The sequence below is a fragment of the Microscilla marina ATCC 23134 genome (genome assembly GCF_000169175.1).
Classification (GTDB): domain Bacteria; phylum Bacteroidota; class Bacteroidia; order Cytophagales; family Microscillaceae; genus Microscilla; species Microscilla marina.
In genome coordinates this window covers 261,943-287,335 of record NZ_AAWS01000002.1, presented here as the reverse complement: position 1 = coordinate 287,335, position 25,393 = coordinate 261,943, and the positions used below count along the sequence as shown (strand labels likewise).

Annotated in this window: 12 protein-coding genes; 7 read left to right on the top strand and 5 right to left on the bottom strand. The window is 43.4% G+C overall.

Annotated elements, in window-relative coordinates; all coding sequences use genetic code 11:
- Positions 1-57: 57 nt before the first annotated feature.
- The 3 genes from M23134_RS02415 (at position 58) to M23134_RS02405 (ending at position 2,683) form a co-directional block, all read left to right on the top strand.
- Positions 58-501 (top strand): PaaI family thioesterase, encoded by a 444-nt coding sequence (locus M23134_RS02415; RefSeq protein WP_002693576.1) that lies wholly within the window; start codon positions 58-60, stop codon positions 499-501.
- Positions 502-554: 53 nt separating this feature from the next.
- Positions 555-2,060 (top strand): 2OG-Fe(II) oxygenase, encoded by a 1,506-nt coding sequence (locus M23134_RS02410; protein WP_045112840.1) that lies wholly within the window; start codon positions 555-557, stop codon positions 2,058-2,060.
- A 77-nt stretch (positions 2,061-2,137) separates the two neighbouring features.
- Entirely contained in the window at positions 2,138-2,683 is a 546-nt protein-coding gene (locus M23134_RS02405) for a YdeI/OmpD-associated family protein (RefSeq protein ID WP_002693572.1), read from the top strand.
- Between the two features lie 1,173 nt (positions 2,684-3,856).
- Here the strand turns inward: M23134_RS02405 and M23134_RS02400 are convergent.
- Positions 3,857-5,215, bottom strand: coding sequence for a cytochrome-c peroxidase (locus tag M23134_RS02400; RefSeq protein ID WP_002693570.1), 1,359 nt, complete (start codon positions 5,213-5,215; stop codon positions 3,857-3,859).
- Positions 5,216-6,218: 1,003 nt separating this feature from the next.
- On the opposite strand from M23134_RS02400, the gene M23134_RS37420 reads away from it, so the two are divergent.
- The 3 genes from M23134_RS37420 (at position 6,219) to M23134_RS02385 (ending at position 13,645) form a co-directional block, all read left to right on the top strand.
- The gene (locus tag M23134_RS37420) at positions 6,219-9,449 is read left to right on the top strand and encodes a S8 family serine peptidase (protein ID WP_002693565.1); all 3,231 of its coding nucleotides are present in this window, start codon (positions 6,219-6,221) and stop codon (positions 9,447-9,449) included.
- A 587-nt stretch (positions 9,450-10,036) separates the two neighbouring features.
- Entirely contained in the window at positions 10,037-10,894 is an 858-nt protein-coding gene (locus tag M23134_RS02390) for a M57 family metalloprotease (protein ID WP_002693563.1), read from the top strand.
- A 381-nt stretch (positions 10,895-11,275) separates the two neighbouring features.
- Positions 11,276-13,645 carry a SpoIIE family protein phosphatase gene (locus M23134_RS02385; RefSeq protein ID WP_002693561.1) on the top strand — a complete coding sequence of 790 codons (2,370 nt, stop codon included), beginning with the start codon at positions 11,276-11,278 and terminating at the stop codon, positions 13,643-13,645.
- Between the two features lie 25 nt (positions 13,646-13,670).
- Here the strand turns inward: M23134_RS02385 and M23134_RS02380 are convergent, their stop codons facing one another.
- On the bottom strand, positions 13,671-14,591 hold the full coding sequence (locus M23134_RS02380; protein WP_002693559.1) for a DMT family transporter: 921 nt from the start codon (positions 14,589-14,591) through the stop codon (positions 13,671-13,673).
- Positions 14,592-15,004: 413 nt separating this feature from the next.
- On the opposite strand from M23134_RS02380, the gene M23134_RS02375 reads away from it, so the two are divergent.
- On the top strand, positions 15,005-17,212 hold the full coding sequence (locus tag M23134_RS02375) for a SulP family inorganic anion transporter (RefSeq protein WP_002693557.1): 2,208 nt from the start codon (positions 15,005-15,007) through the stop codon (positions 17,210-17,212).
- Positions 17,213-17,257: 45 nt separating this feature from the next.
- Here M23134_RS02375 and M23134_RS02370 read toward each other — a convergent pair whose 3' ends face one another.
- From M23134_RS02370 to M23134_RS37415, 3 genes are all read right to left on the bottom strand, one after another.
- The gene (locus tag M23134_RS02370) at positions 17,258-17,482 is read right to left on the bottom strand and encodes a hypothetical protein (protein WP_157558299.1); all 225 of its coding nucleotides are present in this window, start codon (positions 17,480-17,482) and stop codon (positions 17,258-17,260) included.
- Positions 17,454-17,750: a hypothetical protein gene (locus M23134_RS02365; RefSeq protein ID WP_002693553.1), complete on the bottom strand. Its 297-nt coding sequence runs from the start codon at positions 17,748-17,750 to the stop codon at positions 17,454-17,456. Before M23134_RS02365 ends, M23134_RS02370 begins: the two co-directional genes overlap by 29 nt.
- A 154-nt stretch (positions 17,751-17,904) precedes the next feature.
- Complete coding sequence (locus M23134_RS37415) at positions 17,905-25,062, bottom strand: Ig-like domain-containing protein (RefSeq protein ID WP_002693552.1); 7,158 nt, start codon at positions 25,060-25,062, stop codon at positions 17,905-17,907.
- Positions 25,063-25,393 lie beyond the last annotated feature (331 nt).

The following is a 25,393-nucleotide window of genomic DNA, read 5'->3' as shown; positions in this document are numbered from 1 at the left end:
GAAACCTTGCTTTTGTTTAACTTAAAACCAATCATTTAAAAAAAAGACAATCCTACAATGCAAGAAGCTACAGAGCTAGACATTGCGCTTTATCGGAAAATATTTGCCGACTATATTCCTTATCACCGTTTGCTGGGCTTTGAGCTTGACGTGCTGCAGCAGGGCAAAGCAAGCTTGATTATTCCTTACAAAAAAGAACTGTTAGGAAATATTGTAGCAGGCAATTTTCACGGGGGTGTCATTGTATCGGCAATGGACTCGATAGGTGGCATGGCGGCCATGACTATGATAGATATTAAGGTAGACAAAATAGCTACCATTGACATTAGAACTGATTTTTTATCGCCGGCAAAAAAAGACAACAACGTGGTAGTAGAGGCTCAAGTGCAAAAAAGTGGCAATAGAGTAGTTTTTACCCACATTCAGGCGTACCACCAAGGCAAGCCTGAACACATTCTGGCTGAGGGAAGGGCTATTTACAGCGTAAAGCGAAAATCGTGATTTTTTAGACTTTGTTGTGCAGTGGCGGTTGGTTAAACAAACTTACGTTTTAAATGAAACAAGTAATACACCTTTTACCTCAGCAACCTTATGTATGTATGGTAGTAAAAAAAGCGTTTGCTCCTGAGCTTTGTAAAAAAATAATTGAAGAACGAAAAAACAATTTTGCCAAAGCCATTACCCACTACCCTACTTCTTACCGCAACAACGACCGCCAGGTGGTAGACGATGACACACTTGCTGCCTTGCTGTTTGAGGAGATAAAACAGTATGTGCCTTCGTCTATTGATATAGCAGGTGTAGGCAAAGACGAAGCGGGCAACTGGCAACTCAAAGAACTCAATCATAGACTGCGGATATGTCGCTACCAGCCCGAACAATACTTTAACAAACACCTGGACGGCGTACACTATCAATCTGCCACAGTACAGTCTAAGCTTACTTTTATGGTCTACCTCAACGATAGTCACGAGTTTATCGGAGGGCGTACTTTGTTCTTTGCTTCTAAAGACAGTGATGAGGTGATCCAAGAGTTTTTGCCCGAAACGGGTGACCTTATCATATTTGATCACAATATTTGGCACGCCGGCGAAGTGCTCCATTCAGGGATCAAATACATTCTTCGCAGTGATATTCTTTACCAAAAAACTTCCCCAGTTTCTTCTTCAACTGACCAGCCTTTTGCCGAAGGGCACCTGGGCTATATTTGGGCTATAGCTCATAACCCACACTATGTATTTACTGGAGGTAGAGATAAACTGCTAAAGGTATGGAGCAAAGATGGCGAGGCGTTGACTTCGGTACAGGCGCACGCCAACTCGGTGGTGGCTATACTGCCTTATGGCAATGATTTGGTAATAACGGCTTCGCGTGACCAGACAGTAAGAGGCTGGCAACTCGACGATACCACAGGCAAGCTCCTTTTGCGCCCCTTGTGGCAAGTGTGGGCACACGAAGCTACCATTCTTAACTTGTGCAAAATAGACGACCAACGTTTTGCCAGCCTGGGGGCAGATGGAATGGTGCAAATGATAACGACTAAAGGGGAACTCAAAAAAAACTGGCTGGCCCACCATGAGTGGATTTGGGCAATGGTGAAAATGAACGATGCATGTGTGCTTACTGGAAGCGAGGATGGGTCGCTGAAGTGGTGGGATTATCAAAAACGGGCATTATTGGGCGAATGGGCACATAGTAGAGTTCCAGTGACAGCGTTGGTGTTTGACGCTCCCAATCAATGGCTGTTTGTGGGTAGAAATAATGGTACTATAGAATGCCTGCAATGGGACAATCAAACACTAAAACTTACCCCATTGCATAGCATATATGCGCACCAGGGCATTATACGATGCCTAAAAATACACCAGCATTTGTTGGTAAGTGGGGCAGAAGACAATCTGGTAAAGCTATGGCAGTTGACCAAACTGGTAGAGGCAAACCTTGGGTTTGAACCGCTCAAGACCTATGCACACAATAACTTTGTACAAGATGTGCTCCTGCTCGATCAGCAGTTGGTGAGTGTATCGTATGACGGCAAGATTGCGGTGAATGCTTACTAACCAAGAAGTTAAGTTTACTATTAGTACTCAGTTTGGCTATATAATCACATCAATCGTTTACCTAAATAACAGCACTCATGGAAAACATGCTTTTCTTCAAAACTCCCCAAGACTTCAGAGAGTGGCTCGCCCAAAACCACAACCAACAAAAGGAGCTGTGGGTGGCTTACTATAAAAAAGCGACCCAAAAACCCAGCATTACCTGGAGCGAATCAGTAGACCAAGCGTTATGCTATGGTTGGATCGATGGCATTCGTAAAACGGTAGATGAGGAAAGTTATAAAGTGCGTTTTACTCCGCGACGTCCCAATAGTGTATGGAGTGCGGTAAACCTCAAAAAAATGAAAGTTTTGCAAGAGCAAGGGCTAATGGAAGCTCCCGGCCTGGCCATTTATGAAAAGCGCAACCCCGAAAACGATGAGAAGGAAGCAAAGTTGCCTGAAGCTTATCAACAACTTTTGGAGGCCAACCCGGTTGCCTGGAAGTTTTTTAGTCAATCGGCTCCTTTTTATCAACGCCAAATGATTTGGTGGGTCATCAGAGCTAAAAAAGAGACTACTCAAATAAGACGTTTAAACAAATTGATTGAATATTCGGCAGCAGGCAAAAAAATAATTGGGTAGTTGTATCATTGACCACCAATACGAGGCTACCTCATAACTCAAAACCCATATATGGTACTTTTATCTAATAGTAGAGACAATTGAAATTGGCTCTTATAAAGAATTGGGCTGAAGGGTTATTGTCCCCTGCGCTTTGGTCTTAGTGAAACAAGACTAAAGCACGCAAACACTCGAAACATCATATACAAGTCATTTACAAAGTTTTGGGTGAGCATTGCTCAGGTCACCCTGCGGTAAGACCTTCGCAGGAGGTGGGGAGCTCTGCCTTTTGGCTAATTACGAATGGGTTAATTACGAATGAGGGAGCTCTGCTTTAGCTAATGAGCGCAAGCGACGCTAAAAAACCAAAGCACGCAAACACTCGAAACATCATATACAAGTCATTTACAAAGTTTTGGGTGAGCATTGCTCAGGTCACCCTGCGGTAAGACCTTCGCAGGAGGTGTTTATTTAATGACGAAGTTCATACTCCCATGCTTTGGTCTTAGTGAAACGAGACCAAAGCACGCAAACACTCGAAACATCATATATAAGTCATTTACAAAGTTTTGGGTGAGCATTGCTCAGGTCGCCCTGCGGTAAGACCTTCGCGGAAGGTGTTTATTTAATGACGAAGTTCATACTCCCATGCTTTGGTCTTAGTGAAACGAGACCAAAGCACGCAAACACTCGAAACATCATATATAAGTCATTTACAAAGTTTTGGGTGAGCATTGCTCAGGTCGCCCTGCGGTAAGACCTTCGCGGAAGGTGTTTATTTAATGACGAAGTTCATACTCCCATGCTTTGGTCTTAGTGAAACGAGACCAAAGCACGCAAACACTCGAAACATCATATATAAGTCGTTTATAAAGTTTTTGGTGAGCATTGCTCAGGTCGCCCTGCGGTAAGACCTTCGCAGGAGGTGTTTATTTAATGACGAAGTTCATAGTCCCCTGCTTTGGTCTTAGTGAAACGAGACTAAAGCACGCAAACACTCGAAACATCATATACAAGTCATTTACAAAGTTTTGGGTGAGCATTGCTCAGGTCGCCCTGCGGTAAGACCTTCGCGGGAGGTTGATTTTATAATAGTGCTTGTGGAGAAGTATTCAGTTTATAAATAAAGTATGGGCTGCCTCCTAATATTTTAGTTGAAATTACTAGAAGACAGTCCCAAACTACGCCCTATTTCTAATTACACCCTTTGTCTGTTTTTGACTGAGCATCGGCGTTAGGAAAACAATTGCCAGAGAGAAGTCGAGCTGGTTCGTAGCGTTTAAGATTGGCATCATACAAACCTTTTTGCAAAAATGCTACTACTTGATCTAGCTCAGTCTCGCTTAGGTCTAATGCTTTGAACTCGCTTGCCAACTGGCTGTGGGGTACTTGAAGGTTTTGTGCCACTGCCTTGTTTTTATAAGCCACTACCTCTTTGATACTGGTAAAACTACCACCGTGTCCATAAAAAGGTGAGTTGCTTAAGTTATACAATTGGGGCACTTTAAACTTATACATATCAGAGGGCTGTTTGGTAAAACCTCCCCTTCCCTTGCCTGCGTCGGTTATTTGAGTAGGTGTAAGGCCAAATACCCCCGCCCCACTAAAATCGTTCATCCCTAAGGCATGAAAACTCATCGAGCTTAAGGCAGGACCAGTATGACAGCTGCCACAATTGGCTTTGCCAAAAAACAAAATTGCTCCCGATTTTTGAGCATTGCTCATGGCCGCCAAGTCACCTTTAAGCCATTTTTGAAAAGGCGCCTCGCTTGCCAAAATGGTACGCTCGAAGGCAGCAATGGCGAGCCCGGCGGTTTCGTTGGTATAACGCTGGGCTTCGGGCACATTTGGGAAAGCTTCGTCAAACAATGCCTTATAGCCCATAGGAAACAATACTGCTGTATTTACCTCCATTCGGTGTACAGTAAGCCCAGCTATAGCTTGTATTTCTACCCCTTCGTAGCCCAGGTGGTTGGTAGCTATAGGGGTGCCTACCGTCCAGTTTGCCTGGGTACCCGCATTGAGACCAGTTGCCCCAAACTGCCCGTTCCATAGCATTACTTGCTGATAGGCACTGTTCATAGCCGATGGAGACCGCAAAGGTTGCACATCTATCATATCACCGGGGTAATCGGTGTGTTTGGTGCGCCCTTCCCCATTGCTGCCATAGCCAGTTCCTCCTTCGCCGATGCCTTGCTTTACACCAGCCTGAAAACCAGCCCCGGCGTGATGGCAACTTGAGCATGAATAAGTATTCACGCCTACCTCTTTTTTAGGCTTAATCGCCAAGGCTGTTTCATGAAAAAGCATTTGTCCGAGTTTTACCTTGGCTAAAGTAAGGGGGTTTTTGGGGTCTTGCGGTATTTTTGCCAGTTCGTCGCTGTCGGGTAAAGTAAAAAAAGCTTTGCCTTGCCCATTAGACACATTTTTCAGGGTATTTTCCAGTTCCTGATCCAAGGTAGTAGGGTGAGGGTTTTCTTGTTTGATACAACCCCACGTCAATGGCAGCAATACTAGCAGGATTGCCCAGGTTGAGAATTTGGTAATTGTCATAAAATTTAAAATTACTCTTCCATTGTTGTTCGCATTGACTAAGGAATAGTACCAAAATAAATTTACATTTTTAACGTCATCTTTCGCTGACAGAATTCGTTAAAAAAACTTGACGTAGCGCTGCTATGACGCCGTCCCGCAGGGCTGGCTCAACATCCACTGGATATTGCCCTACCTCTCCTGCCAACAAAATATTTTGGCGCTACTATAGAACTTTATTTTTACACCATTCCTAATGGAAGAATTGAAAGAAATATATAATTGAAAGCATACGACTGAGTAAGTACGCATTTACTCAGTGCAGCAAATTACGAAAATTAATTTGTATTTTTTATGACACCTCATCAGTTCAGGTAATTGTATGAAGACAACACCCGTAAAACTACTCAGTTTTCCCCAAGGTTACCCAGTTTTTTTCTCACCAAGCCCCCACCCACTACTTTATTCTCTTGGCTTGCCCAGTAAGTCACTCATTATATTTATTGTACAAAAACAAGTTCGATGCTTTGTTTGCCAGGCAGATTGAATTGGGCATTTTTTAACGCTTATTTTGTAAATTTTATCCAATATTCGAGACACTGTATAGGCAGAGCATTATTTTGTTTCTTTTGCCTGGTACTCTACATGATAAATATTGAAGACTGTCAAGGAGCAAATCTTGTCAAACCTACCACCTTTCTAAAAATATAGGTAAAACCTAACAAAATCAACTACTGCTTTGCCTACTTATGAAGCTAGATGACCAATGGTTAATAGTTGACCATTGTTTTATATAAAAATATCATTTCATAGTATGACTATTCAAATATTTTCATGTTTACACATCAATCAGGAAAAAATCCTGGTTTTACCCGGTTTGTTTACTTTTTATTTACCTCTTTTCAGCCTTTGTTTACTTTTTGTATACCTGCTTTTCCTTGCTTTATCGTAAAAAACATCCATTTTAGCAACGTCTAAATGACCACTATGCCCAATTATTATTACACAAAACTTTTACACAACGATGATTAACAAAAAAGCAATGACAGTCTGCCTATTATTATTGGCAGCACTGGTGGTAACACCTGTAATGGCACAACAGCGCTATAGTCAGCGCCAAACGCAAAAGCTAAAAGGTCTAAGCAATGCCTACACAGCAAAGTACAAAACCCAACGCGCCCGTGCTTATGCCAGGGCACTAAAGGCAAAGCTACCCCTGAGAGTAGTGACCAAAGACAGGGTGATAGAACTGCAGGGGTTTAGCCGCCCCAATGGTGGAACACCTTTGTACTTTACCAATTTTAATCTCAACGCTGCCCGCACCATTTCTACTGATAAAGTACAAGCCCAACTAGGACTTACAGGTACAGGCATTGTGCTGGGCATTTGGGACGGTGGAAAAGTAAGAACCACTCACCAGGAGTTTGGCAACCGGGTAACCCAACAAGACAATGCTACTACTCTGAGCTCACACGCTACCCACGTGGCGGGTACTATGGGAGCTGCCGGGGTAAGCAGTAATGCCAAAGGAATGGCACCCAACGCTACTATTCATGCCTATGACTGGAACAGCGACCTTGCCGAAATGGCAAATGCTGCCTCAAACGGCTTGCTACTGTCTAACCACTCGTATGGTTTTATTACTGGATGGGCATTTAGTGGAAGTGGCTGGCGCTGGTACGGCGATGTAAACATCAGCACTACTGAAGACTACAGGTTTGGTTTTTACAGCGATTACTCTAAAGACATGGACCAAATTGCCTTTGATGCACCTTTTTACCTGATTTGTAAAGCGGCGGGTAACGACCGTAACGACAACCATTCGGGCAGCCACCAATACTACAATGGCACTAGCTGGGTAAATTCTACTGCTTTTCGCAAAAGAGATGGTGACTATGATTGTATAGGCGCAGGTGGGGTAGCCAAGAATATATTGACTATAGGTGCAGTAAACGACATCAGTTCGGGTTATTCGCAACCTTCTGACGTGGTGCAAACCAGTTTTAGCTCTTGGGGACCTACCGACGATGGACGGATCAAACCAGACCTTGTGGCAAATGGTGCCAGTCTTTTCTCGCCAGATAGTGGCAGCGATACCGACTACGGTAATAAAAGTGGTACGTCGATGTCTTCGCCTAGTGTAACCGGGTCTTTGGGACTACTACAACAACACTATAAAAATAAGAATGGAGGGAGCTTTATGCGTGCAGCTACCCTTAAGGCGTTGGTGATTCACACTGCCGACGAAGCAGGCAATGCCAATGGTCCTGATTATTCAAATGGTTGGGGTTTGATGAATACCAAAGCAGCGGCTGATGTAATTACCAACCGCAATGTATCGTCTAAAATAGAAGAAGAAACTTTGAATAACAATGGTACTTATTCTATTCAGGTAAACGCTACGGGCAACGAACCTTTGGTGGCTACCATAGTATGGACCGACGCTCCAGGTACACCCACTGCACCCGCGCTTGATCCTACTAACCGTATGTTGGTCAATGATTTGGATTTGCGTCTTTCGGGCAATGGTAACACTTACCAACCTTGGATACTCAACCCAGCCAACCCAAGTGCAGCGGCTACTAAAGGTGATAACGACCGCGACAATGTAGAGAAGGTATTTATTGCCAATCCTGGCGCAGGCACTTATACTATTACAGTCAATCATAAAGGTGCTTTGAACGGTGGTAACCAGGCTTTTTCTATCATTGTAACAGGTATTACTACTGGCAGCTCAGCTTGTGCAGTTGCAGGTGGCCTCACTACTTCTAACCTTGCGACTACTTCGGCTACACTTAACTGGAGCGCAGTAAACGGCGCAACCACTTATGATGTACGCTACAGAGCTCAAGGCAGCGCCAACTGGGCAACAGTCAATGGAGTAAACGGAACGTCTACCAATGTATCGGGTTTGGTTGAAGGGACTACTTATGAGTTTCAGGTAAGAACCAACTGTAGCAATGGCTCAAGTGCTTATTCTGCTTCGGCAAGTTTTACTACTGGCACTCCGGCAAGTTGTATTACAGCATTTCCTTACAACGAAAGCTTCGAAACGGGGTTGGGTGCCTGGGTACAATCATCAGCAGACGACATCAACTGGACCCGCCAGTCAGGTGGTACGGCATCCAACAGTACCGGACCTTCGGCTGCCAACAATGGTTCATTTTATATGTATGTAGAAGCGTCTGGCTCTAATTATCCGGCAAAAACGGCTACTTTGATCAGTCCTTGTTTTGACCTATCGGCCGTAAGCAGCCCTACGCTTAAATTTGACTACCACATGTATGGGTCGCAAGTAAACAACCTTAAGGCTGAAGTAAGCACCAATGGTAGCAGCTGGGCAGAGATTTTTAATAAGTCGGGTGATCAAGGCAATAGCTGGACTACCCAAACCATTGACCTGAATGCTTACAAAGGCAGCAATGTATCGGTGAGGTTTACAGTAACCACAGGTACAGGCTCTAGTGGCTGGCAAAGCGATATTGCTATAGACCATGTACGGGTAGAGGCCAGTACTCCTCCTTTGGTTTATTGTGCCTCTGAGGGTAACAACTCTACCGAAGAATATATTGGCAGGGTACAGTTGGGCAGCATAGATAACTCTTCGAACGGAAGCAATGGCTATACCGACTTTACTTCTACCTCTACGTCTTTGGCACAAGGGTCAAGTAATACCATTACGATTACCCCCGTATGGACAGGCACTGTATATAATGAAGGCTACAGCGTTTGGATTGACTTTAACCGTGATGGTGACTTTACTGATGCCGGAGAACAAGTGTTTACCCAGGCAGCTACCAGAAACACTCCTGTTTCAGGTACAATCAATATACCCACATCGGTGACTACTGGCAGCACTCGTATGCGGGTATCTATGAGGTACAACGCTATTCCGACTTCTTGTGGAACATTCAATTATGGTGAAGTAGAAGACTATACCATCAATATTGCTCCAAGTGGTACGGCTACCTTTGCCAGCCAAACTGAGCGCTTCCCAATTCTGTTAGAAGAAGTAAGCGTATCGCCCAATCCTGCTACTGACGTGGTAACGGTAAAGGCTCAAGCAGCCAACAATAGCCAGGTAAGCTTTACTTTGGTAAGTATCAATGGTAGAAGTATGATGCGTAAAGTGGCTCAAGCCAACAATGGAGAAGCTACTCAACAATTTAAGGTAGGCAACTTACCCAAAGGCATCTACTTAATAAAAGTACAAACCAAGGGGGGACAAAAAATACAGAAAGTGGTGGTCAGATAAGGAATTACCACTGCGTTTTGTTTAAAAAATAAGGGAACAAGGTTGGAGCTATGCTTCAATCTTGTTTTTTTTTGCCTTAAAATGAAATAGTACAAACCTGCATATATCACTGGATAGGTAGGTAGCTTGCCCTTACCAAAAGTACAAACTAAAGGAGGTGAAAAGGCATAAAAAAGATGTATTATACAAGTAATTATTTTTGCGTTTTGTTTAAATAATAAGTTGACAAGGTTGGATCATTACTCCAACCTTGTTTTTTTTGTTTAGAGCAAAATAGTACCAAAAGCATATCATAATTAGTTATGATCATGTAATCATATAATATTAATATATAATACTTATATTATCATATCGGAAAAAACATACACCCCTAATCTATAGTAATTATACCTATTACATATAGGGATATTTCTCATTTTATATAGTAAATACTACTATTTTATACAAATAAAAAATAATTTAAATACCTGATAATCATAACATTAACAAAAACATGCTGTTTGTAAATTCCGAAACAAAATTTGTGTAATAAAAATAACTACCATACATTTACAACCATAATATTACACTCAACAAATATATATTACATGATGAAAATTTTATCAAAATTATCTTCCGCCGCTTTAATCGCGATACTTACTTTTACTTTTGCTTGTAAGCAAAATGACGAGAAAAATGTTGCACCTAACAACAAAGTTTCTGAAAAAGTATTACACCAGATCAATGCTTTAGGCTTTACCAACACTGGAGTAATAAAAACCGATGGTGGTTACATTGTAGAAGGCGATATTTTCCTTTCTGAGACAGATTTGAACAGCACACCCAAGCAACACAATCTAGTCGTTGGAAAAAGCGAGCAGTTCCGTACCAGTAATGTGGTAAACACGAACGGCAATCGTAACATCACCATTTATGCACCTACTGGTTACAGAGGCTACAGTTCTGCAATGTTGGCTGGCTTAGACGAAGCCATCAGTCGTTACAATGCTTTGGGCTTAGACCTTACCTTTTCTCGTACTACTTCATCTTGGAACGCTGACATCAAAATGACTCGTTTGAGCAGAACAGATGAACAACGAGGTGTATTAGGTTCAGCTGGTTTTCCAACCAATGGCAACCCTTACAATGAAATTAAAATGAGTGGAGTACTTGAGTCTTCTTACGGATTGAGTACTGATGGAATTGCTACCATCATTGGACACGAAATGGGGCACTGCATTGGTTTCCGTCATACCGACTACTTTGACCGCTCTATTAGCTGTGGTGGCAGTACCGCAAACGAAGGCGCAAGTGATGTAGGTGCTATCAACATTCCTGGCACTTTAAAAGACGCTGATTTGGCTGATAACGGATCTTGGATGTTGGCTTGTACCGACGGTAGTGATCGTCCTTTTACCAGCGGCGACCAGGCTGCTTTGAACTGGATGTATAAGAATAACTTCTAATTGACATATTAAACTATATAATATAGCAAAGCTCCTGATCGTTCGGTCAGGGGCTTTGTTGTTTTTGGTTTGGTCACTCTCCCACCCTCTTTTTTCCCCTTTCTCTGGGTTTGCCTATTTGCTTTGTGCCTTTCATTGCAGGTGTTTCTAATAATTGTTTAATAACTTAATATTATGTTAAACAAAAAATATTTTATTTCAATCAACGGAGGGTATATCCAGAAAAAAGTAGCCTTTACAACTATTTGGTAAATAAATTGTTAGGCTATAAAAGTGTCTGCTCAGACTACTATGTTTATAATCTATAATCAGGGAGCAATAATTGTTTTATAAGTAAAAAATTATTAAATACACAAAATCCCTCGAAACAAAACCCTATATATGTATAAATGGATACTCTTAATCCTGCTATTGAACATAAGCTTTCCCGCTGTTAAAGGGCAAAATGGACTTTCTTTGGCTCAAACCGATAGTTTGGAGCAAGAGCTAAGCGAGGCTTTTATTGACACTGTCCGGATTCAAATCTTGAGTCAGTTGAGCAATGCATACGTTGTAAATCGCCCCCTTAAAGCCAAACTTTACCTCACCCAAGCCTTTAAGCACGCTTCCAGCATCAATTACCGACAGGGGCTCATTGATTTATCTAAAACTAAAGGCAAGTTTTTGTATACTCAGAATAAACCCGCTGAAGCAATTACTTGGTATAAAAAAGCTGACAGTTTGCTAAAACTTGACAAGCGATCAAAAGAGTCGGCACAATGCCTGATCGAAATGGCAAAAATTTATAGTCGCTACGGTGATCTCGATACTGCCTGGAAACTATTGAGTAAAAGCCTGAAAACAGCCCAGCAATACCAACAAAAACCAACCTTGATACAAATATACTTGTTACTTGCCGATGTCACTGCCAAACAAGACAGCCTCTCTCAAACCTTGGCCTACTTTGCAAAAGCGGCACAAGAATGTACCCAACAAAAAGATTTTCAACAATTGGGGCTTACTCACCAAAAAACCGGCATGTTTTATCTCAACCGTAAACAGCCCGGTCAAGCACTCAAGGCATTTAAAAAAGCGTTGGCTGTTTATCAAAAACACCACCACCACTTAGGCATACTCACCCAACATTACTACATTGGCTTGAGTCAACAAACCCAACAAAACAACCTAAAAGCCATCAAACGTTTTGAGCAGGTATTACAGCTCGCTGACAGGCTGGGAACTAAGTTATTTGTTGCTGAAAGTTACTATAGGCTAAGTTTGCTGCATTTGGCAGATGATGAGGAAAAAAGCCTTGAATGTGTTAAAAAAGCGTATGAAAAAAGCCTGGAGTACAATAACCACACGATTGCCAGAGATGCCTCAAAAGCTTTGAGTTTGTACTATAATAAGCAAGCAGATACTAAAAATGCATTGCTCTACCAGAAGGCATACCAGATACTCAACGATAGCTTATTGGCGCAAAGCCACCGCCACACACTTGCCAAAGAACGCTTTCAGACACAGGTGAAGATACAGCACCGCACCGATATGTTGCGCACTGCCCACAAGGCCACACTAGCCAACGAACAAGCCAAATCACTGTGGTTGTTGGTTTTGGTGCTAACGGTGGGCATTGGCGCCAGCGGATTGTTAATATGGCTGTTTAGAAAAAATAAAAAGACAAAAAGGCGTTTCAAGGAGTTGGTAAACCAGAAAAAAGAAATTGTAGGAGCACAAAGTAATGAAATTGCCCACCAACAAGAGGTGATTTCTACCAAAGAAGAAGCCCTGAAGGGTGCTAACCAAACCCTGAAACTAAAGGAAGAAAAAATTGCTGAAAGCGAAAAGCAAACAGCTGAACATCAAGAGTATATTTATGACAGCATGGTATATACCAGCGAAATACAAAAGGTGTTGTTGCCCAATATGAAAAAACGCAATCGGGTACTTACCGATCATTTTGTCTTGTTTAAGCCCCGCGAAATTTTAAGTGGTGATTTTTATTGGGTAAAAAAAGTGAAGCCTTATGTAGTAATTGTAACGGCTGATTGCACCGGACACGGGGTACCTAGCGCAGTGACAGGCATGCTTGCCATTTCGTTTTTGAACAACATTGTACGCGACCACATGGAGCTGAGCGCTGGAGAGATTTTAGACCAACTGCGCGAAAAGGTAAAACAAACCATTAGGCACCATAATGATGAGGCAGGTGAAGAAAGTAACAAGGGACGCATAGAAATGGCTCTAGCCATGTATGACCTTGAAAAAATGGAACTGCAATATGCGGGGGCTTACAACGCTTTGCATATTATACGCCCTACCAAAGCCTTGGAAAACTTCCAGTTCAACGCTCAGATAAGGTCTATGCAACAAGGTGAGTATACATTGTTGGAGGTAAAGGCTGACAAACAACCTGTAGGCAGGTTTATCAAAGAGAAATCTTTTGAAACACACCGCCTAAAACTGGAAGAAAATGACAAGTTGTATATGTTTACCAATGGCTACGTAGATCAACCCAATTACAAAAACAGGTTGTTTAATAAGTCGCAATTAAAAACTTTGCTGTTGGCAATTCATCAACGCCCTATGGTTGAGCAGGAGCAAATACTAGATAGCACTTTTGAGGAGTGGAAAGGTAAAAAGCCGCAGATTGACGATCTGTTGGTGATGGGGGTCAGTATTAACCAAGCCACTAAGGTAAAGGAAAAAAAGACGGCGCAAAAAAAGAAAACGTTGGAAGACACCCCACAAACCACAAACGATCAGGGATAGACAACTTGTGGTCGACTTTCTGCGGCTACACTTCTTCTGGTTTCTTTCGTTTTTTAGCCTCTTGTGCCCCACTGTAACTCACCAAAAATATACCGGTAAAGATCAATAACGAAAACAGTACTTTTTTAAAAGTCAATTCGTCCTGGCTGCTTAGCACTGCTATAATACTGGTGAGCACAGGCTGTAGGTAAATATAAAATGCCACCAAAGTAGAGCTTACAAACCGTAGTGCCCAGGCATTGAGCAAGTAAGCCAGAAAAGTAACCCCTACTACTATAAAACCCAGGATAAGGTACACCCAGCCTGGCATGGTACTCCATTGCACTTGTTGCACTTCGCTCCAGCCAAAAGGCAGTACACCTATACAGCCAAACAAAAACACCCATTTGACTACGGTAAACGCTTGATAACGGCGCATCAATGGTTTGACTACCACCAAATACACACTATACGAACTGGCATTGAGCAATACCAACAGGTTGCCCCAGGTATTTTCTCCTTTAAAAGAAAAATCACCGCCACCGATCAACATTACTGCACCAATGGCTCCCAATATGATCCCTAATAACTTAAGCCAGGTTACTTTTTCTTTGAGAATGATGACTGAGGCAAGCAATACCAGTATAGGTGACGAAGTAAGTATAATGGATGCATCAATGGGCACGGTCATAGACAGCCCTTTGAAAAAGAGCAGTTGATTGATGACTACCCCAAACAAGGCACAATAAGCAAAACGCAGGTAGTCGCTGGTTTTCTGAACCCTTTCGTTGAAAGTAAACGCCTGAAAAAACCAAAACAACAGAGAAGCCCCACACACCCTTAATAAAATAATAGCAAAAGGTGTAATGTAAGCGTCTTTCATTATTTTGGAAGCCACTACATAGTTGGTTGCATAAATTAAATTTACGGTAAATAAGGCAAGGTGTACCTTGGCAGTTTTATTCATAAAATTTTAGTCAAAAAGCAAGCAGTCGAGCGGTTGAGCAGAAGGTTTTGCCCACCAGCCAAAAACCTCTGGTGGATTCATTTTACAGGCGGTAAACATACAATTAATTTGGTGAAAAACTGATGCTTTTTATATATTTAGAAATATGTTTGCAGTTAATGGGGAGTGTACTTCCAAAATCTGGAAACTTATTTTGAACTTATTCCTATTTGAGGCGAAGCAATGTAGTCAGTTTAATAGTGCTTCAATAGAATTTTTACCGGGCTACATTATCAAGGGAAAATACTCCTTTTTGACACACACTTTTTGTGAAAAAAGTAAAACTCATACTCCTCCTCAAAACAAATAAAACACCTCCCAACATAGCGTTTATTTTAATCCCACGGTACAAAAAAGCAATAAGAGTACAATCCATGATATTTATACAAAATACACCTGCAACCGGTTTTAAAGGAATTACCAAACATTGGCGCATAGATTTAATTGCGGCATTTAGCGTATCGCTGGTGGCACTGCCCCTGTCTATTGGCATTGCCTTATCGTCAGGGGTAAGCCCTATGGCAGGTATCATGGCGGCAATCATTGGGGGCACGGTTACTACGCTGTTCAGAAGTAGCCATGTGGCCATCAACGGACCTGCCAACAGCCTTATAGTAGTAGTGGCAACTGGAGTAGGCTTGCTCAATGGTTACCAATACCTGCTGGCCGCCTTTATTGTAGCCGGGGGTATCCAAATAGTGGTTGGGCTGCTCAAGTGGGGCAAAATAAGCGACTTATTACCCGTATCGGTTATTCAGGGTATGCTGGCAGCAATTGGGGTTATGATTTTATCGAAAGAGCTACACGTGGCACTGGGCGGGGTAGCCCCCAAAACAGGCAATACTATACAGGTATTGATGGCAGTACCGACTACTTTTATGACCCAAAATCCTTTTATTACCATTATATCCACCATAAGCCTGGTTATATTGGTGGCTTACTCCCAGTTCAAAAATAAAGTTGTTCAATTTGTGCCTGCGCCAGTTTGGGTACTGCTATTTGCTATTCCTCTGGTGTTTTTGTTCAATTTCTTCAAAGAACACACCATCCCGTTATTTAACAAAAGTTATCAGGTAGGTCCCCAACATCTAGTAAATATCCCTAAAAATCTAAAAGACGGCTTTGCCATGGCTGATTTTAGTAAAATAAGTACGGTTACTTTTTGGGTATTGGTACTACAAATCACCTTGCTTGCCACTATAGAAAGCCTGGTGAGCAGCAAAGCCATAGAAAAAATTGATCCTTACAAACGCCCCACCCACGCAAACCAAGACCTGGCAGCTGTAGGTTTTAGTACGGTACTGTCGGGGTTGATAGGGGGCTTGCCCACCATTACTGTAGTGGCGCGCAGTTCGGTCAATGTAAATAATGGGGCACTCACCAAATGGTCTAACTTTTATCACGGCATTATCCTGCTTATTTTTGTCGTGTTTTTTGGCGCTATCATCCGGGAAATACCCAGGGCGGCCTTATCAGCAATTTTGATTTATACAGGGTATAAACTGGCCGCACCCAGGGTTTTTAGAGATGCTTATCGCAAAGGCTGGGAGCAATTGGCAATCATGCTTGCCACGTTGTTGTCTACCCTGTTTTTCGGATTACTCTGGGGTATTCTGATAGGCATATTATTTACCTTGGGCGTGCACCATGCTTTTTCGCGTAAAAACTACCAAAACTTTTTCTCAGATTTGTTTCGCCCCAATATTAGCTACACACACGAAACCGAAAACACTTACCACATCAGCATTATCGGCATTGCCAACTTTTATAATCTACTGAGAGTAAAAAAACTACTCGACAACATAGGCAGCAATCGTCATATTATACTTGATTTTGCCAAAGCTTCTGTGGTAGATTTTACGCTACTGGAGTACACTCAGGAGTACGCCCGAAACTATCACCAACAAGGAGGACAGTTTGACATCGTGGGGTTGAATGTGCACCAAACAACCTCTAACCACCCCAACGCTTTGCACGCATTGCGTCGCCCCAAGCGGAAGTTTTTGAATCCCCGTCAGCTTGCACTTCAGAAGATTGCAACGCAACACTCCAGTTCTTTTCGCCCTGAAATTCAATGGGACAACCACGGACTCAAGAAGTTTCCTTATTTTAGAAATAAAATACTAGAGTACAAGACCAACACGCTGCAAGGGCTACACGATGACTGTAATACCCGCTGGGAAATATTTGATATTACTTTTGTAAAAGGCCTGTTGTCAGATGCGGAGGTGTACTATGCCACGGTGCATATTCTCTACCTCCCTTTTAAGATTCCTGTATTTGTGCTGGAAAAAGAGGCGTTGCTTGATAAATTAAAAAAGTTTGCCGGCTATGGTGATATCAACTTTAAAGAACATAAAGAGTTTTCATCCCGCTTTTTGCTCAAAGGAGTTGACAAAGCCTATATCACTTATTTGTTTAATGAAGAGTTGATCGACTTTTTGCAATCGCAGGAAACCTACCACCTGGAAAGCAATGGTACCGCCATTTGCATTTTTAAAAATATACGTCATTCAAGCCCTACCGAAACAGAAAACATGCTTGAGTTTGGCCGCAACTTGTTGAAACATTTGAAAACTTAATCAAACAGTCACTGATAGGATTTTAAACATCAAAACAACGCCCTATCAGTGACTGCCTACCAATGTAAAACCCAAGGTGAGTTGGTGCACACGAGGAATCAAGTGAGATTTATCAAAGGTAAAGTGGTACCCATAAAACAAGTAGATATTGCTACGCAGGGTTAGCCCCAGCTCAGGGCGGAGCGCCAGGGTACCTTCGCCAAAATTGGTGTAATAAAGGATGCTTGCTCGCCCTCCCAAACTATGGGCAAAAGTTTTTGTGGTGTTCAAACGATACACGAGGAGCAATAATGAGGCGATTATCAGTCGTATTGTGAATGGTATAAAACAAAGGGGACTCCAGCCCTACGCCTACGCCCGAAAAATCATTTTCAAACTTGACCACGCTAAAACCCATATTATTTTTTTCAGAAGTAGCAAACACTGCACCTACCCCCACTCCCTGAGAAGTGGCTTCCAGCCTGCCTACCAGTTGTGCCACTGCAGCAGGTTGCCACAGCAAAACAACCATTACTACCAATATTCTTATTTTTATCATAGGTTCAAAAGTTTACTTCAGGAAACGTATTCAAATCGTTGTTGACTACGCTCACCCTCGATTTTCTTTTATACACCTATCAGCTCGCATCACCACACAAAAAAAGCCCTGGCGGGCAAAGGCTCACCAAGGCTTAAAATCACACATTCGTATTTTATCTTATCAGCAATACATTGCCCGATTTTTTAAACTCTGCCCCGTTTTTGTACTTGCCCCGCAAATACCACACATAGTTTCCTTTGGGCAAGGGTCTTTGTTTGTAGGTACCATCCCACCCGTTGTTTTGGGTTTCGTCCGTTTTGGCTCCAAACTCGTTGCTTCCCATCACCTCTTCTTTGCTATTGCTCTCGTACACCAGCAAGCCCGTACGACTATACACCTTAAGGCTTAAGGTAGCCACCTGGTTGCCAAACACCTGAAAACGGTCGTTTTTCTGGTCGTTGTTGGGGGTAAACATAGAAGGTACAAACACTTGAAAACGCAATACCCGCACTACCATTGTTAGGGTAGTATCGCAACCTTTAGAGTTGGTAAGTTGTACCGTATAGCTTGTGGTTTGGTTGGGAGTAAGTGTAGGGCTGCCCACGGTCACATCCGAGATATTGGCTACCTCTGCACTGTTGTTGGCAGTCCAGGCAAAAGTAGCTGCATCGGTTGCTGTAGCGGCCAAAATCACCGACTCACCCACCGTAATGGTGGCAGTATCGCTGGCAGCGTTTAACACAAGGCTTCCAGTGCTTGTCACGTTCAATTTGGCATCAGTCACATACTGTCGCCTATCTTCTATGATAAAAGTATATACGTCAGACATACAACCTCCAGCATCGGTTACCTGCACTGTATAAGTACCTGGAGTCAAATCGCTTATATCACGGGTGGTAGCACTATAGACAGCCTCTTCGGTTTTGCTCCACACATAAGTATAAGGAGCCCCTGCAAACCCACCCGATACGGTCGTAAGCGTCACTGCCCCACCACCAGCGCCATTGGGAGTACAGTTTTGGGCGTTGGTAGTATCACCTACCACTGTAAAGTTTGCCGGGTTGTTGGCTTTTACGTCAAAAGCAACCGCTATACGGGGATTGTCTCCTCCTGAATCATCTGCCCCATTGACCCCCGAAAGAGTTACCGGGCTCACATAATAAGTATATAAACCCGCTGCATTTTGGGGTACTTTCAACACATCTGAGTCGGTTCCATTGTTGGTAGACTGATACTGGACTGCTCCTCCGTTTGCCGTGGTATACCAGGCATAAGTACCTGCCTTTGCATCATTTGCCTGTAGTTGCACTTGTCCTCCTTCGCATATTACAGGGTACAGGGCTTTTGCTGTGACATTGTAAGGAAAAACGTAAATAGTAGCCGTATCTGAATAGTTGATACAACCCGTAGCTGTCACGGTTTCTTTGACATACAACTCTCGGGTAGCCGCTGTATTGCTCCACTTGATGGTTACCTGATTGGCGTTTTGATTTTGAATAGCGCCTCCAGTCACTTGCCAATCATACGTAATACCTGCTCCGGCATTGTTGGTAGTAGTAGCATAAGTGCGGATAGTATTTACATACACTGAGTCTACCTTATCGGTTAATAACGGCTTGATAGGTGCCCGCTTTACCTTTACCACCTGGGTAAGTACATCGCTGGTACAACCCGTATTTTTTGCCTGAGCAAACACCTCAAATGTTTCGGTAAATACATCGGTGGGCAAAGAGTTACTCCAGCGAATGCGTACTTGTGTAGCCTCTGCATTGGTAAAAACAATCTTGCCTGCTACATCACCGTTTACAATGCGCCATACATAAGTATAGGCAGGGTTGGGTGTACCAATGGCGTATACCGCCTCGTTGTTGGTACCTATAGCATAGGCGCATACTTCTGTAATATCGCCTGTAACCACCGGAACACCAGGCTTGGCACTCAAGGTGATATTTTTATCGGTTTGCGCTTTGCAAGTACCCACTTGCTCTTCCAGGGTTACTTTGCCCAAACCTCTGGTTGTCCATTTTACTTTTACAAAATTATCTGATGCACCTCCTCCGGCAGTAATGGTTCCTTCATTGCTCACTGTCCAGGTATATTGCAACCCAGTACTTGCCGCAGTATAAGTTACCTCAGAGTTTACACAAGCCAGGCTACTTCCCTCGAACCTGGCAGTAGGTGCTTCTTGCACACTCGCCAATACAGGTACCCGCTTGGTTTCACAAGTGCCATTGAATACACTCACATAATACGTAGCATTCTGGTTAATGAGTTTAGTAATAAAGGTAGCACTGGTGCCCAATACAGTTGCACTGGTCAAGTCAGCATACCATCTGTATTGCCCTTCAGTACCTCCGCTTGCCGACAAGGTCACTTTACCCGGCCCACAGGTAGCCCCAGGAACAGGTACAGGATCTGCCACTCCGCCACCTACAGTTACACTTACTTTGGTAAGCGTGCTTTCGGCGTTGCCACAACTTGCATCTACAATACTTACATAATAATCGGTCGTTCCGGTAGTATGTGGGTCTGTAGTATACATATTGTCTTGATGATCACTACTTGTCTTTTTCAAAGCTGTCTTGGCTGCATCAGCATACCACTTATATACTTGCCCACCCGTGGCTCCTGTAGCCTCTAGGTCAAACGTACCAGAGGTACACAAACTGGGTGGGATGGCACGTACTACGGGAGCATCAGGTGGTGTGCCTGCCTCCTTGATGATTGCTTTTACCTCTACCAAACTGCTGTAACAATCATCGCCTTTCTTGTTTGGGTCATTCAAATTTACAATTGCCACATAAAAGCTTCTGTCAGCACCCAAGGCAGGAGTTTCATAGCTATTATCCTTTTCATCTGTTGAGCTTTTCAGCCAATTGGCAGTAGATGGATCAGGAGGTGTAGCAGATAAAAACCAACGGTATATTTGCCCACTTGTGGCACCTGTGGCAGTCAGGGTTACTTTGCCAGCATCACACCTCGATCCATCGATTACTTGAGGCGGAGTCAAATTGGTAATTGTAGCGGTTACGGGCACTCTGTCTGTTTCGCAAGAACCATTGTCAAAACTTACATAGTAGGTGGTAGTGGTAGTAAGATTAGGCACCAAAAAACTCCCCGTATTAGTCGCTTTAGGTACTGCATCAGTAGCGTTTTCATACCATTTAAACTGAGGCGAGCCATCCGCATCGGGGTGAGTAGCTCCTAGCACTGGATTACTTTTGCCACAGCCTTGCCGTGGAGTTACCTGTGGTGGAGTACCCCCTGTATTGGTTACATTTACTGTAACAGCTACTCGGTTACTCTCACCTCCACAACTGGTATTATGAATGCTTACATAATAAGTAGTGGAGCCTAAAGGCACCCCTGTCCTGAAGTCAGCTACTGCGTTGTCTTGCAACAACTTACCCCCAGTGGCTTGGTCATACCAACGATAGGTTTGTCCATTTACAGCACCTTCGGCTTTAAAGGTTACTTCTCCAGCACCACAACGGGTTTGAGGGCTTGCCAATGCATTGGTTGGGTCGTTGGGGGTACCCGCCAGCACATGCGCCACTACCTCTACCCTTTCGGTTTCACAACTCGTACTTTTAATGCTTACATAGTAGGTAGTGGTAGTAAAAATGGATGGGGTATCAAAAGTGTCATCATTGGCATCGGCAGAGGTCTTTAATAATTTACCCGCAGTGGGGGCATCGTACCACAAATATTGCATACTCCCCGTCGCATTTTTTGCTGCCAACTGTATAATTACGCCACTTGTACCACACCCAGAGCCACCAACACCTTCGGGAACTACAGTGCCACTGTTAATGGTGACATTGTATATAGCCGATACCCCTACACAATTAGAGCCGCTTTGCTCGGTTACTTTAAGGGTACCAGAGCCCAGGGCTTCCCATTGTATAGTCACCTGAGGCTGATCATCAGCCCCTACAATGGTTCCATTGGTTACCTCCCACTTGTAGGTGTTGCCATTGGCGGTATTATCAGTAGTTACCTGATAGATTTGTGACTGATTAACGCACACTGTTTGAGCACCTGTTGGGTCTATTACAGGCGTAGGCTTAGCACTTACGGTTATTTTAATGGGCACCTTGGCACTTTCGCAAGTGGCTCCTTTGAGCGCCACTTGTACAGTATAAGTTCCCGCAGTAAAATTGGCGGTATAAGAACCATTGGTTTGGGCATTGTCTACATTGCCGTCTTTGTCATACCAAACATAACTACCATTGGTGCCACCTGAGGCAGTAACCGTTACACTGCCGCTTCCACAATGTGTCTGATCTTCGCCTGCTACTGGTGCCGCAGGTCCTCCTATTTTGAGAACGGCATAATTGGAGGGATCTGACCCACAGGAACCGCTGAGTACCAACGCCCGATAAAAAGTAACTACGCTTAGATTTGAGTAGTTGATACTGGTGGCATTGGCCGTGCCAGCAATGTCTGTCCAGTTTACCCCGTCAGTAGAAGATTGCCACTTATCTACAGTACTGCCTACCGCCAAACCTTCTACCTTGAGTGTTCCGCTGGTACCAGCACATATTGTTTTGCCTGTAGTCACCCTGCCATTTGTATTGTCGAAGTGATACTTTCTCACAGAAAAATTAAGCTTATCGCTGATGTAAAGGTTTTGCTCAAGGTCGGCAAATATACCCGAAGGGTACCTAAATTTAGCATCTCTGGCAAGTACATCGCTATCGTCATCTGCTACCTCCACTTCTCCAGCGATGGTAATCACTTGTCCCTGGCTTATTTTTCTAATAACCTGATTATGAGTATCTGCTATATATACATCACCTACTGCGTTTACTGTAATGCCAGCTGGAGACCTAAACTTTGCACTGGCAGCGTTACCGTCTTGATGCCCAGCAATGCCGTTTGCCACGTCTCCGGCATAAGTAAGGGTATGGCCATCGGCTGTGTTTACTTGTCGGATGATGTTATTCAACTTGTCTGCCACATACAATTGAGCACCTGTAATGTCTAAAGCTACAGACGTAGGGAAAAAGAACCGGGCTGCATCAGCTGCCCCGTCAGTGCGTCCAGGAATAGAAGCCGCATCATTCATAGGACCAGCCAATGTAGTCACCATCCCATTGGCTATTTTTTTAATTCGATGATTGTTTTTATCTGCTACGTATATATTACCAGCAGCATCTACTGCCACCCCTGATGGTTCGTTAAATTTGGCAACCGCCAACGCCCCGGTAACATTGCCTGATACCGCAGTGGGGTAGCTGCTATTTCCGGCAATGGTTCTCACTACTGGGCTTCCGCCCGATGGGTTGGTAATCATGCGTATGGCGTGGTTGTTTTTATCTGCCACATACAAGTTGCCCGCCATGTCTAAGGCAAGCCCCGATGGATAATTGAACTGAGCTAAGGAGCCATTGTCGTCTTTAAAACCAGCTACGCCACTTCCGGCTACAATAGATACTGTCTTGGTAACCAAGTCTACTTTTTTAATGACCTGGTTTCGCTGGTCGGCTACATACAAGTACTTGCCATCGAGCGAAATGACCATTCCTGCCGAACCATCTTTTTCAGGCTCAATAGTTGTATCAAACTTAAACCCTTTCGCCAAAGTGCTTATCTTTGCGGTGGGAGCACTTCCTCCTCCACCGCCACCTGTTCCAACTTTTACTACTGCCTGCGCCTTTATATCACAACCTGGCTGAATTACTTGGTAAGTAATGGTATAATCACCCGGGGCAGTACTCCCGTCAGGGGTAATCACTCCAGTACTGGGGTCAATAGGTAAGCCCGTTTTGTCTATCGAATACACCCCTCCACTTACATCTTCTCCATCGGCACCCACCAACTGAGGGTTAATTGGGCCACTTCCCCTACAAATACTATTGTTTCCATAGCTCAACTCAGCCGAAGGGCAAGGGGCGGCATACCAGAGTTCTGCCCCCAAGTCTTTATCTGTAGCCACAAAAAAAAGTCCTTCTTTGCCTGGTTTTATTTCTGCTGCTATGATGGTAGGAAAACGAGGTGGAGTTCTCGAGTTCAAGTTAGGCACGTTTACTAATACTGTACCCTGCGTGGTACCATCACTTCTCCAAAGTTCTTTGGTTGAGCTAGGGCCTGCCCAAAAATATAAGGTACTTTTGCTTGCGCCATTTACCTGGGTAGTTACTACGGTCAAGTCAGAAGGCAAAGAAGAAAACGAGTTGGCGGCAATGTCTTTCACCAATTCGGTGCCAGCACTGGTTCCGTCACTCTTCCATAACTCGAACCCTACTGCTATCCCACTGGCATTTTTACCCCTGGCAGAAAAAAAGCAAATTCCCCCCATATTGGTCATATACTTAGGGTTACCCATAGAGGCTATTTCTTCAAAACTTGTCCCATCACAAGACCATAGCGTATAGTCTGACCCAGTTTGGGTAGTTTTGGTAGCACTAAAAAACAAGTGCCCACCAGCCACTACCAAGCCTTGATCATCGTTGAAGAATGTAATTTCGTTAGGAAATGAAATTTTAGTGGGGGAGGCGTTGGTACCATCACTGCTCCAAAGATGGGTACCTGTATTGTCTTCAGCTATAAAATAAGCAAGTCCGTCTTTTTCTACAAAATGCCGGGGTTTAGAGCTTCCATCAGGGTTAATGTCCAACATAAAAGTAGTGGCTTCATCACCTTTACTAATGCCGAGCTCGCGGTTGGCATCATTTGTTCCGCCATTATCAGCACTAAAAAACAACATACCATTGATTACAGTAAGGTTTTCTGGGTCGGAAGGTAATGTGGCACCAGCACCGCCTGGAATAAGCGTTGCGTTCAAGTCTTTGACCAAAGTAGTGGTTGTTCCATCACTCTTGAACAATTCCTGTCTGCCTACCGGGTCTTGAGCAGCAAAAAATAACTCACTGCCCATTTTTACCAAGTATTTCCCATTGTCACCGATATCATGGACATTGGCAACAAACTCAGCATTGCGACTGCTCAGTTCACCTTTAAGACTTATTCGGAACAACGCTGAGTTCACTTGACCATTATTGGCAAAAAAATAGGCGTAAGGAATGCCGTTCAAATTCAATGGCACAAAGTCGTAGGGATTACTGGCGTTGCCTCCAGGCCATACATCAAAGCTTTGGGCTCTGATGCCATCCGACAAGTATAGTTCTTTACCCTTTCCATCAGTCGATCCTTTAAATATAACTTGGTTGCCTACTGCCGTAAGCAGCTCTGGGCTGCTTCCATCAATTCCTACTCGGGCATCTATTAATTTAGGGGTTTTATGTTGCGCATTCAGGCGATTGCAAAATAGCAGGCATAGGGTACTTACCAGTAGCAAGTACCAGGCTTTTTTTAACTCTATCATTTTTATGCAGACGTTGTAGTTAGTTTTAAACTTTTATCAGATATACCTTAAATAATCTGATGGGGGTTTATACGGATACGCTTCTACAGGTAACCACTTTCTTTTCTGTATACAAAGCGAAATATGGGTACAAAGTAACAAAAGATAACCTGTTGATTATGAGTACAAGGCATAATTACCCCACTGATGTAAGAAAAATGATAAAATGATCGTGATTCTGACCAGGAAATACACCACACCCATTTTATTAAGCCAGCTACAGGGTGTCTACATTTGTGGTAAGTTTATTACTAATCACTGGCAGATTTGAAAAAACTTTCTCAATTTTACG